Consider the following 17,972-nt stretch of genomic DNA (forward strand, 5'->3'; position numbering starts at 1 on the left):
CTGTGCGTGGGCACATGGTGGGAGCACCGCTTTCCAGACCAACGCGCATCCGGTGGCCGTGCCTGGTCGCAGCTCGGTCAACGGAACGGCTCGGGGCGAATGAACGCCGTCGACAGCGCACCACCCCGGTGACGTGGGCGACGGCGATCGACCGGCGCCGCCGCGAGTACGTGAAATGCCCGGTCGCCGCCACAACCGTCGCGGTGACCGGGCTCACGGACCTGATCGAGGCGCCGTCGCTCAGATGTCCCGGAACGTCTCGATCTGCGCCCCGATCGAGTTCAGCCGCTCGGCGAGGTCCTCGTAGCCGCGGTTGATGACGTACACGTTGCGCAGCACCGACGTGCCCTCGGCGGCCATCATGGCCAGCAGGACGACCACGGCGGGGCGCAGGGCCGGCGGGCACATCATCTCGGCGGCGCGCCAGCGGGTCGGGCCCTCGACCAGGACCCGGTGCGGGTCGAGGAGTTGCAGGCGGCCACCCAGGCGGTTCAGGTCCGTCAGGTAGATCGCCCGGTTGTCGTAGACCCAGTCGTGGATCAGGGTCTTGCCCTGAGCGGAGGCCGCGATGGCCGCGAAGAACGGGACGTTGTCGATGTTCAGGCCGGGGAACGGCATCGGGTGGATCTTGTCGATCGGCGCCTCCAGCTTGGAGGGCCGGACGGTGAGGTCCACCAGCCGGGTGCGGCCGTTGTCGGCGAAGTACTCGGGCGTGCGGTCGTGGTCGAGGCCCATCTCCTCCAGGACCGCCAGCTCGATCTCCAGGAACTCGATCGGCACCCGGCGCACCGTCAGCTCCGACTCGGTGACGACGGCGGCGGCCACCAGGCTCATCGCCTCCACCGGGTCCTCGGAGGGGGAGTAGTCGACGTCGACGTCGATGTCCGGCACGCCGTGCACGGTGAGCGTGGTGGTGCCGATGCCCTCGACCCTGACGCCGAGCACCTCGAGGAAGAAGCACAGGTCCTGGACCATGTAGTTGGAGGAGGCGTTGCGGATGACGGTCACGCCGTTGTGGCGGGCGGCGGCCAGCAGCGCGTTCTCGGTCACGGTGTCGCCGCGCTCGGTCAGCACGATCGGGCGGTCCGGGCGGACGGCGTGGTCGACCACGGCGTGGTACTGGCCCTCGGTGGCGGTGATGTCGAGGCCGAACCGGCGCAGCGCGATCATGTGCGGCTCGATGGTCCGCGTGCCGAGGTCGCAACCGCCCGCGTACGGCAGCTTGAAGTGGTCCATCCAGTGCAGCAGCGGCCCGAGGAACATGATGATGGACCGCGTACGGCGGGCGGCCTCGGCGTCGATGGCGTCCAGGTCGAGGTCGGCCGACGGCACGATCTCCAGGTCGGTGCCGTCGTTGATCCAGCGGGTGCGCACGCCGATGGAGTTCAGCACCTCCAGCAGGCGGTACACCTCCTCGATCCGGGCCACCCGGCGCAGTACCGTGCGCCCCTTGTTGAGCAGCGAGGCGCACAGCAGCGCCACGCACGCGTTCTTGCTCGTCTTCACGTCGATCGCGCCGGAGAGCCGGCGGCCGCCCACCACCCGCAGGTGCATGGGGCCCGCGTAGCCCAGCGAGACGATCTCGCTGTCCAGGGCCTCGCCGATGCGGGCAATCATCTCAAGGCTGATGTTCTGGTTGCCGCGCTCGACGCGATTGACGGCGCTCTGGCTGGTGCCGAGCGCCTCGGCCAGCTGTGCTTGCGTCCAGCCCCGGTGCTGCCTGGCGTCACGGATGAGCTTGCCGATGCGTACGAGGTAGTCGTCTGCCATGAGGTTGAGGTTATCTCAGATATGAGATGGCGCCTCTTGGGGGGTCCATTCGAGTGATGGGCCGTCAGTGAGGCTCTGCCCAACGGGTTCGACGCCGCCCGAAAGGTTCGGGTATTTCGGTTCTGCCCATCGGTGTACCGCCGTGGAGGGTGGGTGGGGGCGCGAGGGCGTGCGGCGGTGTGTGGCGGCGCGCGGGCGGTATGCGGCGCTGCGCGGGTGGCGCGCCGACGGCAGGTGGTGCTGTTCAGGTGGCGTACGCGCAGTACGTGAACAGTATGCGGCGCCGGGCGGGCGGCGCTCGTCGGTCACCCCGGTCGATCCGCGCATGACCATCCGGCCCCCATGTATTAGAGTTATCTCGACATCGAGATATCTGCCGGGGTGCACCACAGCCGCCACTCAGTAAGGGTGACCTAACTTAGCCTTACCTTACTGGATCGCTCGAGTTGCCGTGGCGGCAGGATCGTGGTGGTACGCGCACATGAATGAAGGAGACTGTCGTGTCGGCGAACAGCTTCGACGCCCGCAGCACGCTGCAGGTGGGCGACGAGTCGTACGAGATCTTCCGGCTTGACAAGGTCGAGGGCTCGGCCCGACTGCCTTACAGCCTGAAGGTGCTGCTGGAGAACCTGCTCCGCACCGAGGACGGCGCGAACATCACCGCCGACCACATCCGTGCCCTCGGCGGCTGGGACTCCCAGGCCAAGCCGTCGCAGGAGATCCAGTTCACGCCGGCCCGCGTGATCATGCAGGACTTCACCGGCGTGCCCTGTGTCGTCGACCTCGCCACCATGCGCGAGGCCGTCAAGGAGCTCGGCGGCGACCCGGCGAAGATCAACCCGCTGGCCCCGGCCGAGCTGGTCATCGACCACTCCGTCATCGCCGACAAGTTCGGCACCAACGACGCCTTCAAGCAGAACGTCGAGCTGGAGTACGGCCGCAACAAGGAGCGCTACCAGTTCCTGCGCTGGGGCCAGACCGCCTTCGACGAGTTCAAGGTCGTCCCGCCGGGCACCGGCATCGTCCACCAGGTCAACATCGAGCACCTGGCCCGCGTCGTCATGGTCCGCGACGGCAAGGCCTACCCCGACACCCTGGTCGGCACCGACTCGCACACCACCATGGTCAACGGCCTCGGCGTCCTCGGCTGGGGCGTCGGCGGCATCGAGGCCGAGGCCGCCATGCTCGGCCAGCCGGTCTCCATGCTGATCCCGCGCGTCGTCGGCTTCAAGCTCACCGGCGAGCTGGCCGCCGGCACCACCGCCACCGACCTGGTGCTGACCATCACCGAGATGCTGCGCAAGCACGGCGTGGTCGGCAAGTTCGTCGAGTTCTACGGCGAGGGCGTGGCTGCGACGAGCCTGGCCAACCGCGCCACCATCGGCAACATGTCGCCGGAGTTCGGCTCCACCGCCGCGATCTTCCCGATCGACGACGAGACCATCAACTACATGCGCCTGACCGGCCGCACCGAGCAGCAGCTCGCGCTCGTCGAGGCGTACGCCAAGCAGCAGGGCCTCTGGCTGGACCCGAGCGCCGAGCCGGACTACTCCGAGAAGCTCGAGCTGGACCTGTCCACCGTCGTGCCGTCCATCGCCGGCCCGAAGCGCCCGCAGGACCGCATCATCCTGGCCAACGCCGCCGAGCAGTTCAAGCAGGACGTCCGCAACTACGTCGACACCGTCGACGAGGCGGGCGTGGAGTCCTTCCCGGCCTCCGACGCCCCGGCCGTCCACCCCAACGGCGCCCCGTCCAACCCGGTCCCGGTCACCGCCCCCGACGGCACCACCTACGAGCTGGACCACGGCGCGGTCACCGTCGCGGCCATCACCTCGTGCACCAACACCTCCAACCCGTACGTCATGGTCGCCGCCGCGCTGGTGGCCAAGAAGGCGGTGGAGAAGGGCCTGACCCGCAAGCCGTGGGTCAAGACCACGCTGGCGCCGGGCTCCAAGGTCGTCATGGACTACTACGACAAGGCCGGCCTGACCCCGTACCTGGACAAGCTGGGCTTCAACCTCGTCGGCTACGGCTGCACCACCTGCATCGGCAACTCCGGCCCGCTGCCGGAGGAGGTCTCCAAGGCCGTCAACGAGCACGACCTCGCGGTCACCTCGGTCCTCTCCGGCAACCGCAACTTCGAGGGCCGGATCAACCCCGACGTCAAGATGAACTACCTGGCGTCCCCGCCGCTGGTCGTCGCCTACGCCATCGCCGGCTCCATGAAGGTGGACATCACCGAGGACGCGCTCGGTGTCGACCAGGACGGCAACCCGGTCCACCTGAAGGACATCTGGCCGACCGAGGCCGAGGTCAACGACGTCGTGGCCAACGCCATCGGCGAGGACATGTTCTCCAAGTCCTACTCCGACGTGTTCGCCGGCGACGCCCAGTGGCAGTCGCTGCCGATCCCGACCGGCAACACCTTCGAGTGGGACGCCGAGTCCACCTACGTCCGCAAGCCCCCGTACTTCGAGGGCATGGGCATGGACCCGGCCCCGGTCGAGGACATCGCCGGCGCCCGGGTGCTCGCCAAGCTGGGCGACTCGGTCACCACCGACCACATCTCCCCGGCCGGTGCCATCAAGGCCGACACCCCGGCGGGCCAGTACCTCACCGAGCACGGCGTGCAGCGTCGCGACTTCAACTCCTACGGTTCCCGCCGCGGCAACCACGAGGTGATGATCCGCGGCACGTTCGCCAACATCCGCCTGCGCAACCAGATCGCGCCGGGGACGGAAGGCGGCTACACCCGCGACTTCACCGAGGACGGCGCTCCGGTCTCCTTCATCTACGACGCCTCGCGCAACTACATCGAGCAGGGCATCCCGCTGGTCGTCCTGGCCGGCAAGGAGTACGGCTCCGGCTCGTCCCGCGACTGGGCCGCGAAGGGCACCGCGCTGCTCGGCGTCAAGGCCGTCGTCGCCGAGTCCTACGAGCGCATCCACCGCTCGAACCTCATCGGCATGGGCGTCCTGCCGCTCCAGTTCCCGGAGGGCCAGTCGGCCGCCTCCCTCGGTCTGACCGGCGAGGAGACCTTCTCCATCACCGGTGTCACCGAGCTCAACGACGGCCGCACGCCGAGCACGATGAAGGTCACCACCGACACCGGTGTCGAGTTCGACGCGGTCGTCCGCATCGACACCCCCGGTGAGGCCGACTACTACCGCAACGGCGGCATCATGCAGTACGTGCTGCGCAGCCTGATCCGCAAGTAACCAATCAGGCAGGGCAGTTGGGCCGCATCCCCGGCAACGGGGGTGCGGCCCCGCCCTTTTGGCGCCGGACGTGTCCCGGTCGCGTGCCAGGACGTGCGCCGGACGTGCGTCAGGCGTTTACAGCAGCCGCCGTCCGCGCTAGCTTCACTCACCAGTGAGGTGGGAGCGCTCCCACGGCGACGGACCGGAACCCGTCACTCGGAGTTCTCCCACCTCACCCACCGGTGACGCCGGCTTGTGCGACACCCTGGTGCGACAACGTTGTCGTGATTGGTCTGTACATGACTGTACTGCGTGTGCCGACAACGATGTCAATGCCCGTGTCCAGGACTTCGCCCGCGTAAGCACGGGGCGCGCCTGCGCACCGGTACGCGGTCTTCCGTGAGACCACCGGCGCACGCTACTGTCCCTGAGGCTTGTGCGACCCGTGGTGCGCGACCCGTCCGGAGGAGGAGGGGCCGCGTCATGCGATTCCGTCCGACATCATCCCTGCTGCTGGCCGCGGTGCTCGCGGTCGGCGGTGCCACCCCCGCCCTTGCGGCGACCACCGCACCGCCCGGTTCCTCACACGGTCTGGTCACGGATCCGACCGGGTACGTCGATCCGCTGATCGGCACCAGGAACGGAGGCAACGTCTTCCCCGGTGCCGTCACACCGTTCGGGATGCTCTCCTTCAGCCCGGAGAACACCAACGGCGACGCCACGAGGACGGCCGCGCCCGGCGGCTACCAGTACGACGCCACCCGCATCCGCGGCTTCAGCCTCACCCACATGTCCGGCACCGGCTGCGCGGGCGGCAGCGGTGACATCCCGTTCTTCCCGTACGCCGGAGAGGTCACCTCCTCGCCCGCCGCCGACACCAAGGACGCCGTCTACGCCTCGGGCTTCAGCCACACCGACGAGCACGCGGAGCCCGGCCACTACACGGTGGGCCTCGCCTCCGGCGTCACCGCCGACCTCACGGCGACGGAGCGCACCGGCTCGGCCCGCTTCACCTACCCGCAGGGCAAACCCGCCTCCCTGCTGATCCGGACCGCCAACTCCGAGGTGGGCTCGACCGATTCGTCGATCACCATCGACCCGGCCAAGCGCACCGTCTCCGGGTCCGTCACCTCCGGCAACTTCTGCGGCTACCTCGACCCCGAGGGCCGCCGCGCCTACTACACCCTGTACTTCACCGCCCGCTTCGACCGGGCCTTCAAGGCGACCGGCACCTGGCAGGACGACAAGCTGAGCCCGGGCTCGACCTCGGCGAGCGGCGGTGCCGGAGGCTTCTCCAGCGGCGGCAGGCCCGTGGCGGGCAAGGGCGCCGGAGGCTATGTGGAGTTCGCGCCGGGCACCGGCCCGGTCGGCGTCAAGGTCGGCATCTCCTACGTCAGCCGGGCCGGCGCCGAGGCGAACCTGGCCGCGGAGAACCCGCCCCAGCGCTCCTTCGACTCGGTCAAGGACGCCGCCCGCCGCGCCTGGCGGGAGCGACTGGGCGCGATCCGCGTCGGCGGCGGCACCGATGACGAGCGCACCACCTTCTACACCGCGCTCTACCACTCCCTGATGCACCCCAACGTCATCAGCGACGCCGACCGCAGATACCGCGGCGCCGACGACAAGGTGCACACCGTGGGCCGCGGCCACCAGGCCCAGTACGGCACCTTCTCCGGCTGGGACCAGTACCGCGACCAGGTGCAACTGCTGACCCTGCTCAGCCCGGACACCGGCTCGGACGTGGCCCAGTCCCTGTACGAGCTGGCCCGCCAGAACGGCGGTGTGTGGGACCGCTGGCTGCACGGCGCGAGCGGCACCCACGTCATGAACGGCGACCCCTCGCCGACGGCCCTCGCCGGCATCCACGCCTTCGGCGGCACGGACTTCGACCTGAAGGGGGCCCTCGCCTCCCTGGTGAAGGCGGCGACGGTGCCGACCGAGCAGGACCTGTCCCCGGCGGGCAAACCGGTCCTGTCGGCGGGCCAGCGGCCCTCCCTGGACAAGTACCTGAAGCTGCACTACATGCCGTCCGTCTCCAACGCCTGGGGCGGCGCCGCCGAGACGCTGGAGATGTCCACGTCCGACTTCGCCCTGACTCAACTCGCCGAAGCGGCCGGGCAGAAGAAGACCGCCGCCGCCTTCACCGAGCGCGCCCAGTGGTGGCAGAACAACTTCAACGTCGCCGCCGACCCCTCCGGCGGCTACATCGCCAACCGCAAGGCCGACGGCAGCTGGGTCACCGGCTTCACCCCGGACACCGGCAACGGCTTCGTCGAGGGCACGGCGGCCCAGTACACCTGGATGGTCCAGCACAACCCGGCCGGCCTTTTCGCGGCGATGGGCGGCCGGGAGGCGGCGCTCGCCCGCCTGGACGACTTCTTCCACGACGCCGACGGCGGCTGGGCGTTCACCGGCAGCGGCGGCGCCAAGTCCGAACTCGACAACGAGCCCTCGATCAACGTCCCCTACCTGTACGACTACGCGGGCGCGCCCTACAAGACGCAGGAGACCGTCCGCGCCGCCATGCGGCAACTGTGGACGACGCAGCCGGGTGGCATCCCCGGCAACGACGACCTCGGCGCGATGTCGGCCTGGTACGTCTTCTCGGCGATGGGCATGTATCCGCAGGTACCCTCCCGCGCCGAACTCGTCCTTGCCTCCCCGTTGTTCGAGCGGATCGACATCCACCGGGCGCACGGCAAGGACATCTCCGTCCGCGCCACGGGTGCGGCGGCCGGATCCCCGTACGTCCGGTCCCTGAAGGCGAACGGCAAGGAGAGCGAGCGCCCCTGGCTGCCGGCGAGCTTCGTCCGTGACGGCGGCCGGCTCGACTACACCCTCTCCGCCACCCCCGACCGTACCTGGGGCAGCGCTCCGTCGGCCGCCCCGCCCTCCTTCCGGGAGGGTGAGCAGCCGTACCAGATCGGCGTGGGCCCGACCACGGCGACGCTCGCGCCCGGCGACAGCACGACGATCGACGTGCGGGCCCTGTCACTGAACGGCGGCCAGGGGCCCGAGGTCCGCTTCGGTGTCCGGACCCCGTCCGGCATCACGGCGACCCCCGCCGAGGGCACGGTGACCGGCGGCGCCCAGCGGATCACGCTCACCGCCGCGCCGGACGCCGAACAGGGCTTCTACGACGCGAAGGTCACGGTCACCTCCGGCACCCAGTCCTACGAGCAGCCGGTGGCCCTCACGGTGGCGGCCCCGGGCAGCCTGCTGGCCGCCTACGACAACACCGGGATCTCGGACGACGAGGGCGACCACGACGAGGCCGACTACGACGGGGGCGGCTGGAGCTACTCCCGCCAGGCCCTGGCGGCGGCCGGCCTGACGCCGGGCGGGCAGGGCACGGTGGACGGCCTGGCCTTCACCTGGCCGGACTCGCCGAGCGGACGCCCGGACAACGCCTCCGCGGCCGGTCAGAGCATCGAACTGGCCACCCCCGCTGCCCGGTTGTCCTTCGTCGGCAGCGCGGTCAACGGCAACCAGCAGACCAAGGCCACCGTCACCTACACCGACGGCACCACCGGCACCGTCGACCTGTCCTTCACCGACTGGACCGTCGGCGGAGGCGGAGGCACCGTCCAGTACGGCAACACGGTGGTGGCCAGGACCGCGTACCGCAACGTCGCGGGTACCGACAAGGACGTGGTGACGACCTACGTCTTCGCCACCCAGCCGTACGAGGCCCCGGCAGGCAGGCGGATCAGCAGCGTGCGCCTGCCGGACAACGCCGACCTGCACGTCTTCACCCTCGCCACGGACTGACCTCTGTGCCGAGCAGCACGAAGGGGCGGGGCCCGTCGGCCCCGCCCCTTCCTCATGCCGTACGGAGGTGCGTCAGGCCAGCAGCTCCACCTCCGCCAGCGTGGAGGCGCTGTCCAGGACCAGGCGGTACTGCTGGTACATGCCCGGTGCGGTGATCGTGAAGGGGCGGGTCTGCTTGTCCCAGGCGAAGGACTCGCCGGAGCGCTTGTCCACCGTCTTCCAGGTCTTGCCGTTGGTGGAGGCCTGCAGCGTCCAGCCGGTCGGGGCCTTGGTGCGGTCGGCCGGCGAGGTCAGGGTGTACTGGACGGCCTTGACCCTGCCGGACACCGGCAGGTCCACCGACGTCACGGTCGCCTCCGTGGCCGACGTGTCGTCGAACAGCGGCCCGTCCCCCTCGAGGACGTCGGACCGGGGCGACGGCGCCTTGTTGCCGGTCGTGATCGACACCGGCGCCGCGCTCTTCCCGGTGCCCCAGGACGACGGCCGCGGACCCATGTCGAACTCCAGGGTGCCGCCCCGGGAGAGGACGGAGTGGGGCAGGCTCGTCGAGTTCCACGCCTTGCCGTTGAGCCGCACGCCCTGCACGTACACGTTCTTCGCGCTGTTCTTCGGCGCCTTGATCACCAGGTCGTGGCCGTTCTCCAGGTGCACGGTCGCCTTGGTGAACAGCGGGGAGCCGACAGCGTACTCACCGCTGCCCATGACCAGCGGGTAGAAGCCGAGCGCGGAGAACACGTACCAGGCCGACTGCTCGCCGTTGTCCTCGTCGCCGAGGTAGCCCTGGCCGATCTCGCTGCCCACGTAGAGCCTGGAGAGCACCTCGCGGACCTTCGCCTGGGCCTTGGCGGGCTGGCCGGCCGCGTCGTACATGTAGATCACGTGGTGGGCGGGCTGGTTGGAGTGGCCGTACTGGCCCATCCGCACGTCCCGCGCCTCGGTCATCTCGTGGATGATGCCGCCGTAGGAGCCGGCGACCTCCGAGGACCCCGTCTCCGGCGTGGCGAAGTACGTGTCGAGCTTGTCCGCGAGGCCCTTCTGGCCGCCGTAGAGGTTCGCCAGGCCCCGGCTGTCCTGGGGGGCGGTGAAGGCGTAGCCCCAGCCGTTGGTCTCCGTGTAGTCGTAGCCCCACACGCGCGGGTCGTACTTCGACGGGTCGAGGCGCCAGTCGCCCTGGGCGTTGCGGCCCTGGAAGAAGCCGATCCGCGAGTCGAACAGCTTGACGTAGTCCTGGGCCCGGTTGCGGAAGTACTCCGCTTCCTCCTGGTAGTGCTTCTCTCCGGTCTTCTTGTAGAGGGCCTCGCCCATCTGCGCGATGCCGTAGTCGTTGTTGTAGCCCTCCATTGCCCAGGACAGGCCCTCGCCGGTGGCGGTGCTGGTGTAGCCGAGGAAGGGCGAGGTGGTCATGCCCTTGCGGCCCACGCCGGAGGACGGCGGCACCACCGTCGCGTTCTTCACGGCCGCTTCGTACGCCGTCTTCGCGTCCATGGGCACGCCCTTGACGTAGGCGTCCGCGAAGGCCACGTCCGAGGAGGTGCCGGTCATCAGGTCGGCATAGCCCGGGGAGGACCAGCGGGCGGTCCAGCCGCCGTCCTTGTACTGCTGCACGAACCCGTCGACCATCTCACCGGCCTGCCCGGGCGTCAGCAGGGAGTACGCGGGCCAGGTGGTCCGGTAGGTGTCCCAGAAGCCGTTGTTGACGTACACCTTGCCGTCGACGATCTTCGCGCCGGTCTGCGTCGGGGTGTTCTGGCCGGCCGCGGGCGAGAACGGGGAGGCGTACCGGTCCTTGCCGCCCACCTTCTCGGAGCCCGAGTTCGGGTACAGGTACAGCCGGTACAGGTTGGAGTAGAGCGTGGTCAGCTGGTCGGGCGTGGCGCCCTCGACCTCGATCTTGCCGAGCAGCTGGTCCCAGGAGTGCTGGGCGGCCGCCTTGACGGTGTCGAAGGAGGTGCCGTCCGGGATCTCCTGGCGCAGGTTGTCCTTCGCCTGGTCGACGCTGATGAGGGAGGTGGCAAGGCGCAGGGTGACCGTGCGGTCCTTGCCCGCGTCGAGGCGCACGGTGCCGGTGACGCCGGCGGCCGAGCCGCTGGTCACGGGCTTGTCGAAGACGCCGTAGACGAACAGCCGGGTGGCGCCGGCGGACAGCCCGGACTTCACGTCCGAGTAGCCGGTGACGACGCCGTGCGCGGTGTCCAGGGTCAGACCGCCCTGGTTGGTGACGTTGTCGAAGATCACGCTCGCGTCGTCGCCCGGGTAGGTGAAGCGCAGCGCGGCGGCGTGGTCGGTCGGCGCCATCTCCGCCGTCAGGCCGTTCTCGAAGCGCACCCCGTAGTAGTACGGCCGCGCGGTCTCGTTCTCGTGCCGGAAGGCGAGGGCGCGGGCGGCGCGGCCGGTGTCCGGGGTGCCGGCGGCGGCGGACGGCATCACCTGGAAGGTCTGCCGGTCACCCATCCAGGGGCTGGGCTCGTGGCTGGCGCTGAACGCCTGGAGGGTCGGCAGGTTGGCGTCGTTGTTCGCGTGCGCGTACTCGTACAGCCAGCTCTGCGAGGACGCGTTGGTCACCGGCGTCCAGAAGTTGAAGCCGTGCGGCAGCGCGGTCGCGGGGAAGTTGTTGCCGCGCGAGAAGCTGCCGCTGGAGTTGGTGCCGCGGGTGGTCAGCACGTAGTCCGACAGGTGCGCCTTCGGCTTCTCCTGCGGCACCTGGGCGATCACCACGTCGTCCAGCCAGCCGCGGAACTTCGCCGGGCCGGTGGGGGAGTCGTAGGCGAGCAGGATCCGGTCGATCGTCCTGCCGGCGGCGACCGAACCGATCCGGGAGACCACGTTGTTCCACTGGTTGACGTACAGCGTCTTGGACTCGCCCTGGCCCTGCGGGCTCAGGAGGAAGCCGTGCTGGTCGCTCGCGCCCAGTTGGCTGAGGTAGGTGCCGTCGGTGAAGGCGAGGTCGACGGCGACGTTGGTGGCGTCGTAGTCGCGGTCGCCGTCGGCCATCGACGGGTAGAGCCGGTACGACAGCTGGGTGTCGGGCAGCACCGCTATGTTGACGTCGAAGACCTTGTTGTACGAGTATGCCCGGCCCTTCGCGGTGTGCCGGCCGGCGTAGCGCAGGGCGCTCTTGCCCGTGTAGCCGGCGCCCGACTTCGCGGTCGGGGAGCCGCTCGGGCCGCGGTCGACCAGCGAGAGCATGTCCTGCGGGACGGGATCGCCGTCGGCGCCGGTGGAGAACTGCACCTCGGCCAGCTGGAGTATGTCCGGGGCGCCGTTGTTCTTCGTGACGTCGAGCCGGAAGTGCTGGTACTCGGCCGGCTCGGCCAGGTCGTAGGTGTTGGTCTGGAACCGTTCGGCGAAGCTCTCGCCGGAGCGGGTGTCGACGGTCTTCCAGTCCTTGCCGTCGGTGGAGCCCTTGAGGGTCCAGTCCTTCGGGTCGCGCTCGGCGTGGTCGTTGGCCGAGGTGAAGGCGTAACGGGCGATCTTCACCGGCTTGTCGAAGTCGAACTCGACCCAGCCGGTGGGCTCGAACGCCAGCCACTTGGTGCCGGACTCGCCGTCGACGAGGTTCTCCTTCACCTCCCCGCCGTCGGTGTTCTCCGCGCTGGCCCGGACCTCGGTGATGTGGTCGGCCACGTTGCCCGGGATGCCGGTGCTGTAGCCGCCGTCCACGCCCGAGGCGCGCTTGGCGCCGTCCGGGCCGGTGTCGACGGTGTTCAGCCAGTCCGGCGCAGGCTCGCCGGCCTCGAACGAGGAGCTGAACTCCCGTGCGGCGGCCGGGGCCTTGCCGGGCAGGGCGACCGCGGCCCCCTGCGAGCCGAGTGCCGTGACGAAGGCGGCCGTGATGACGACCGCCGGACCCCATCTGTGCCGTACTCTGCGCTGCATGCGCGGCGTCCCTCCCTGCGTCGGACAACGTTGTCAGCTCTTTACGCAAGGACCAGTAGGGAGCCAAGTGACCAGGGATGTCAAGGGTGTTGGGTGTGGCATTCGGGTGCAAAGCCACGGATATATCCGTCAACGGGAGCCCATAGGCGGCTCATATTCCGCGTGAGGTCTCAACTCGGAAAAGACCCGCGGTGAACCTTGCTCTCGATCTTGCTCCGCTGACGGGAAGTGGACTATACCTGTCGGCGTCCGCGTGACCGCACGATCGGCCGGAAGCGGACCCGGGGGAGTTCGGAAAGGCAGGTGCGACGTGCGAAACGCGTCCGCCCCCTGTCTTCAGGCCGACCTCGGTGCATGGCACACAACGCACTTCCTGCACGACCCAGCTTGACCCGACCGCGGTGCCGGGGAGGATCCGGTTCACCGCCTGAGTCCTGGAGAAGGCGAGGACTTGAGCATGGGATCCACTTCCGCCGAGAACCACGGGGGCGTCGGCCGCCGGGCTCTGATCAAGCGGTCCGCCGCACTCGGTCTCATCAGCGTTCCCGCGATGGGCTTCCTGTCCGCCTGCGCCAGTGGTGGTGGCGGCGGTGACGGCCAGAACAAGGCCAAGACCGGCAAGAAGACCGCGAAGAACCCGCTCGGTGTCAATGACACCGCGCAGATGGAATTCGTCCTGTTCGACGGCGGCTTCGGCAAGGAGTACGCCCAGGACGCCGTCAAGATCTACGACCAGAACTTCCCCAAGGCGAAGACCAAGTTCTCCGCCATCCAGAAGATCGCGTCGACGCTCCAGCCGCGCTTCAACCAGGGCAACCCGCCGGACCTCATCGACAACTCCGGCGCCGAGCAGATGGACATGGGCGGTCTCGTCGGCAAGAGCCAGCTCGCGGATCTGACCCCGCTGCTGGACGCGCCGTCCTACGACGACCCGAACAAGAAGGTCCGCGACACGCTGCGCCCGGGCATCGTCGAGATGGGCCAGTTCGACGGCCAGCCGGTCTGGATCATGTACTACGCCTACACGGTGTACGGCGTGTGGTACTCGCAGAAGGCCCTGGACTCGCTCGACGAGCAGTACCCGGAGACCTGGGACGCGATGCTCAAGGTCTGCGAGAAGGCCAAGAAGAAGGGCATGGCCGGCTGGACCTACGCCGGCAAGTACCCGTACTACCTGCCCTTCTCGCTCTACCCGATGATCGGCAAGGTCGGCGGCCGCGACGTCCTGGACGCCATCGACAACCTCGAGCCGAACGCCTGGAAGCACCCGGCGGTCAAGGCGTGCTTCGAGGCCTACTACGAGCTCTACAAGAAGGGGTACGTCCTCAAGGGCACTCCGGGCCTGGACCACATCCAGTCGCAGACCGCCTGGGCCAAGGGCAAGGCGCTGTTCATCCCGAACGGCTCCTGGGTGGAGAACGAGTCCGCCAACGTCATCCCGAAGGACTTCGACCTCGCCGTCTCCGCGCCCACCGGCATCGACAGCTCCGACAAGATGCCGTTCGGCACCATCTGGGCTTCCGGTGGCGAGCCGTTCATCGTCCCGGCCAAGGCCAAGAACCCCGAGGGCGGCATGGAGCAGCTGCGCATCATGCTCAGCGAGGCCTCCTCGAAGAACTTCACCGCCAAGGTGAAGTCGCTCACCGCGTACAACGGCGGTACGGACGGCCTCGACCTCACCCCCGGGCTGAAGTCCGGAGTGGCGGCGCTGGACAAGGCCGGCTCCAACGTGGTGAACCCGCGGCTCCAGGACTGGTACGTGCAGCTCCAGAAGGAGAAGATCGGTGTGTCGGGCATCGGCGAGATGATGGCCGGCCGCCTCACCCCGGCCGAGGCCATCAAGAAGATCCAGGGCTTCGCCGACGAGGCGGCCAAGGACCAGTCGATCAAGCACTACAAGCACCAGTAGTCCTGAGGATCCGTCACCAGCGGTACCACCCGCCCAGAGATCGGGGTCGGCAGCAATGCAGCACGGCAAGTACCGGTTCATCGTGGGGTTCCTCGCGGTTCCCCTCGGGCTGTACGCGCTTTTCGTCGTCTGGCCGTTCATCCAGTCCATCTACTACTCGTTCACGGACTGGACCGGTCTGAGCCCCGATTTCCAGATGGTCGGCTTCGACAACTACCAGAGGATGCTCCACGACGACATCTTCTGGAAGTCGTTGCAGCACAGCCTGCTGTTCGCGCTGCTGCTACCGCTGGTGACGCTCGGTCTGGCGCTGTTCTTCGCCTTCATGATCAATGTGGGCGGGCGGCGTCGCAGAGGCGGACCGGCGATCTCCGGTGTCCGCGGCTCCTCGTTCTACAAGATCGTCTACTTCTTCCCGCAGGTGTTGTCCATCGCGATCGTGGCCATCCTGTTCGCCTTCGTGTACAACCCGGACAGCGGCGCGATCAACTCCCTGCTGCGCGGGATCGGGCTCGACAGCCTGCAGCCGCTGTGGCTGGGCGACCCGAGTCTCGCCCTGTGGTGCGTCATGGCGGTGCTCGTCTGGTCCACGGTCGGCTTCTTCGTGGTCCTGTTCTCGGCCGGTATGGCCTCCATCCCGGCGGACCTGTACGAGGCGGCGCTGCTGGACGGCGCCAGCCGGTTCGCCACCTTCTTCCGGATCACCCTGCCGCTGCTGTGGGACACCGTGCAGTCCGGCTGGGTGTACATGGGCATCCTCGCTCTCGGCGCGGAGTCGTTCGCGGTCGTACAGATCATGACGACCGGTCCTGGCGGCCCCGACTACTCGACCACCGTCATGGTCCTGTACGTGTACCAGAAGGCGTTCCGTGACGGTCAGGCCGCCTACGCCACCACGATCGGCGTCGCCCTGCTCGTCGTCACGCTGGCCTTCGCCGCCGTCGTGATGCGGCTGGGCCGGCGCGAGCGGCTGGAGTTCTGACCAATGAAAACGACCGAGACCCCCGCCCCCGTTCCGGCCGAGTCCGGTGTCGGTCTCGCCACCGCCGGCGTACCGGCCGAAAAGCAGGACGGACGGAAGAAGGACGGCTCCGTCCTCAACGTCTTCTCGCACGGCATCCTGATCATCTGGGCGATTATGGTGGTCACACCGCTGGTCTGGGCGGTGATGACGTCCTTCAAGGACGACGGCTCCATCTTCGGCTCGCCCTGGTCGCTGCCCGACAGGCTGCACTTCGAGAACTGGTCGCGGGCCTGGACCGAGGCCAATATGAGCTCGTACTTCCTCAACACCGTTCTGGTGGTGGGGGGTTCGCTCATCGGCACCCTGGTGCTCGGTTCGATGGCGGCGTATGTGCTGGCCCGTTTCGACTTTCCGGGCAACCGGTTCATCTATTACCTCTTCATCGGCGGCATGAGCTTTCCGATCATGCTGGCCCTGGTCCCGCTGTTCTATGTGGTGAACAACATGGGACTGCTGAACACCATTCACGGTCTGATCCTGGTCTACATCGCCTATTCGCTGCCGTTCACGGTGTTCTTCCTGACCGCGTTCTTCCGGACCCTGCCGACCTCCGTGGCGGAGGCCGCCTTCGTGGACGGCGCCTCGCACACCCGGACGTTCTTCCAGATCATGTTGCCGATGGCCAAGCCCGGCCTGATCAGCGTGGGGATCTTCAACTTCCTGGGCCAGTGGAACCAGTACCTGCTGCCGACGGTGCTCAACACCGACCCGGACAAGCACGTGCTCACCCAGGGGCTGGTGCAGTTGGCCGTGAGTCAGGGGTACAAGGGCGACTGGTCCGGTCTGTTCGCCGGACTGGTGATGGCGATGCTGCCGGTGCTCGCCGCGTACATCGTCTTCCAGCGCCAGGTGGTGCAGGGGCTCACGGCGGGCGCCCTGAAGTAGCCCCACCGCCCGCGCGCGCCGTCCCGAGCCTCCTGCCGCCCCGCCCCGTCACCCCGGCCCTCCTGACGCCCCGGCCCGTCACCCGTCCCGCACCCGTTCCGCCGCCCGTGCACGCCGCCCTCGCCGCCCCCCTCCGGGGCGTGCGGGGGCGGCTCGCGTATGTGCGCACCCGCGTCCGCACGTGCGCGCGTGGCACGGCTGCGTCAATGTGTCCAAGGACCCGGATACCGTTCAACCTCTTGACGGGAGGGGACCCGAACAGCTCAGCTTAGAGTTCACTAGTTGGACATGGACGGGGCCTCACTGAAGCGGCCCCGCGCTCAGGAGGTCGTCGTGGAGACTCCAGGGTCGCAGTCGTCGCTGCACCGAGCCAACCTGGAGCGGGTCGTACGTGCCGTGCGCCTTGCCGGATCACTCACGCAGGCGGAGATCGCGCGGACCACGGGCCTGTCCGCGGCGACGGTCTCCAACATCGTGCGCGAGCTCAAGGACGGTGGAACGGTCCAGGTCACGCCCACCTCCGCGGGCGGGCGCCGGGCCCGCAGCGTGTCGCTGAGCGGGGACGCCGGCATCGTGATCGGCGTCGACTTCGGGCACACGCACCTGCGGGTCGCGATCGGCAACCTCGCCCACCAGGTGCTGGCCGAGGAGTCCGAGCCGCTGGACGTGGACGCCTCCTCGACGCAGGGCTTCGACCGGGCGGAGGAGCTGGTCAACCGCCTGATCGCGGCCACGGGCGTGGACCGTTCCAAGATCGCCGGCGTGGGTGTCGGCGTACCCGGCCCGATCGACGTCGAGTCCGGCACGCTGGGCTCCACGGCCATCCTGCCGGGCTGGACGGGCGTCAGGCCCGCCGAGGAGCTGCGGGGGCGCCTCGGCGTGCCGGTGCACGTGGACAACGACGCCAACCTCGGCGCCCTGGGCGAGCTGGTCTGGGGCAGCGGGCGGGGCGTGCGCGACCTGGCCTACATCAAGATCGCCAGTGGGGTCGGCGCGGGCCTGGTGATCAGCGGCAGGATCTACCGCGGCCCCGGCGGCACGGCGGGCGAGATCGGGCACATCACGCTCGACGAGTCCGGCCCGGTCTGCCGCTGCGGGAACCGCGGCTGCCTGGAGACCTTCACGGCCGCCGGGTACGTGCTCCCGCTGCTCCAGCCCAGCCACGGCACCGGGTTGACGATGGAGGGCGTCGTACGGCTGGCGCGGGAGGGCGACCCGGGCTGCCGCCGGGTGGTCGCCGACATCGGCCGGCACATCGGCAGCGGGGTCGCCAATCTCTGCAATCTGCTCAACCCCAGCCGGGTGGTGCTCGGCGGCGACCTCGCCGAGGCCGGTGAGCTGGTGCTTGGCCCGATAAGGGAGTCGGTCGGACGCTACGCCATCCCCAGCGCCGCGCGCCAACTCGCCCTGCTTCCCGGGGCACTCGGGGGCCGTGCCGAAGTGCTCGGGGCGCTCGCCCTGGCGCTCAGCGAGATGGGCGATTCGACACTTTTGGACGGCACGCTGCACGCGGCCACTCCTGCCTTCACTTAGAAAA

The 17,972-nt window shown here is 69.0% G+C and carries 8 protein-coding genes; 6 read left to right on the forward strand and 2 right to left on the reverse strand.

Going from position 1 to position 17,972, the window contains the following annotated elements; all coding sequences use genetic code 11:
- Positions 1-240: 240 nt before the first annotated feature.
- Positions 241-1,770 (reverse strand): helix-turn-helix domain-containing protein, encoded by a 1,530-nt coding sequence (locus tag ACTYVM_RS20715; RefSeq protein WP_445527341.1) that lies wholly within the window; start codon positions 1,768-1,770, stop codon positions 241-243.
- A gap of 500 nt (positions 1,771-2,270) precedes the next feature.
- Between ACTYVM_RS20715 and acnA the strand changes: the two genes are divergently transcribed.
- Positions 2,271-4,988 carry an aconitate hydratase AcnA gene (gene acnA, locus ACTYVM_RS20720; RefSeq protein WP_445527342.1) on the forward strand — a complete coding sequence of 906 codons (2,718 nt, stop codon included), beginning with the start codon at positions 2,271-2,273 and terminating at the stop codon, positions 4,986-4,988.
- 465 nt (positions 4,989-5,453) lie between these two features.
- Positions 5,454-8,741: a GH92 family glycosyl hydrolase gene (locus tag ACTYVM_RS20725; RefSeq protein ID WP_445527343.1), complete on the forward strand. Its 3,288-nt coding sequence runs from the start codon at positions 5,454-5,456 to the stop codon at positions 8,739-8,741.
- A gap of 72 nt (positions 8,742-8,813) precedes the next feature.
- Here the strand turns inward: ACTYVM_RS20725 and ACTYVM_RS20730 are convergent, their stop codons facing one another.
- Positions 8,814-12,617, reverse strand: a complete 3,804-nt coding sequence (locus ACTYVM_RS20730) for a GH92 family glycosyl hydrolase (protein WP_445527344.1) — start codon at positions 12,615-12,617, stop codon at positions 8,814-8,816.
- A 457-nt stretch (positions 12,618-13,074) separates the two neighbouring features.
- Between ACTYVM_RS20730 and ngcE the strand changes: the two genes are divergently transcribed.
- The 4 genes from ngcE to ACTYVM_RS20750 all read left to right on the forward strand — a co-directional run bounded on the left by ngcE (position 13,075) and on the right by ACTYVM_RS20750 (position 17,968).
- The gene (gene ngcE, locus ACTYVM_RS20735; protein WP_445527345.1) at positions 13,075-14,526 is read left to right on the forward strand and encodes an N-acetylglucosamine/diacetylchitobiose ABC transporter substrate-binding protein; all 1,452 of its coding nucleotides are present in this window, start codon (positions 13,075-13,077) and stop codon (positions 14,524-14,526) included.
- Between the two features lie 55 nt (positions 14,527-14,581).
- Positions 14,582-15,508 (forward strand): carbohydrate ABC transporter permease, encoded by a 927-nt coding sequence (locus ACTYVM_RS20740; RefSeq protein WP_445527346.1) that lies wholly within the window; start codon positions 14,582-14,584, stop codon positions 15,506-15,508.
- A gap of 3 nt (positions 15,509-15,511) precedes the next feature.
- Positions 15,512-16,435, forward strand: coding sequence for a carbohydrate ABC transporter permease (locus ACTYVM_RS20745; RefSeq protein WP_445527347.1), 924 nt, complete (start codon positions 15,512-15,514; stop codon positions 16,433-16,435).
- Between the two features lie 333 nt (positions 16,436-16,768).
- Positions 16,769-17,968 carry an ROK family transcriptional regulator gene (locus ACTYVM_RS20750; protein WP_445527348.1) on the forward strand — a complete coding sequence of 400 codons (1,200 nt, stop codon included), beginning with the start codon at positions 16,769-16,771 and terminating at the stop codon, positions 17,966-17,968.
- Positions 17,969-17,972: the final 4 nt, after the last annotated feature.

The sequence above is a fragment of the Streptomyces cyslabdanicus genome (assembly GCF_052663305.1).

Excerpts from the sequence above, each read along its gene's own strand:
- ACTYVM_RS20740 (WP_445527346.1), top strand. The coding sequence starts at position 14,582 with ATGCAGCACGGCAAGTACCGGTTCATCGTGGGGTTCCTCGCGGTTCCC.
- ngcE (WP_445527345.1), top strand. The coding sequence starts at position 13,075 with ATGGGATCCACTTCCGCCGAGAACCACGGGGGCGTCGGCCGCCGGGCT.
- ACTYVM_RS20725 (WP_445527343.1), top strand. The coding sequence starts at position 5,454 with ATGCGATTCCGTCCGACATCATCCCTGCTGCTGGCCGCGGTGCTCGCG.
- ACTYVM_RS20745 (WP_445527347.1), top strand. The coding sequence starts at position 15,512 with ATGAAAACGACCGAGACCCCCGCCCCCGTTCCGGCCGAGTCCGGTGTC.
- ACTYVM_RS20715 (WP_445527341.1), bottom strand. The coding sequence starts at position 1,770 with ATGGCAGACGACTACCTCGTACGCATCGGCAAGCTCATCCGTGACGCC.
- ACTYVM_RS20730 (WP_445527344.1), bottom strand. The coding sequence starts at position 12,617 with ATGCAGCGCAGAGTACGGCACAGATGGGGTCCGGCGGTCGTCATCACG.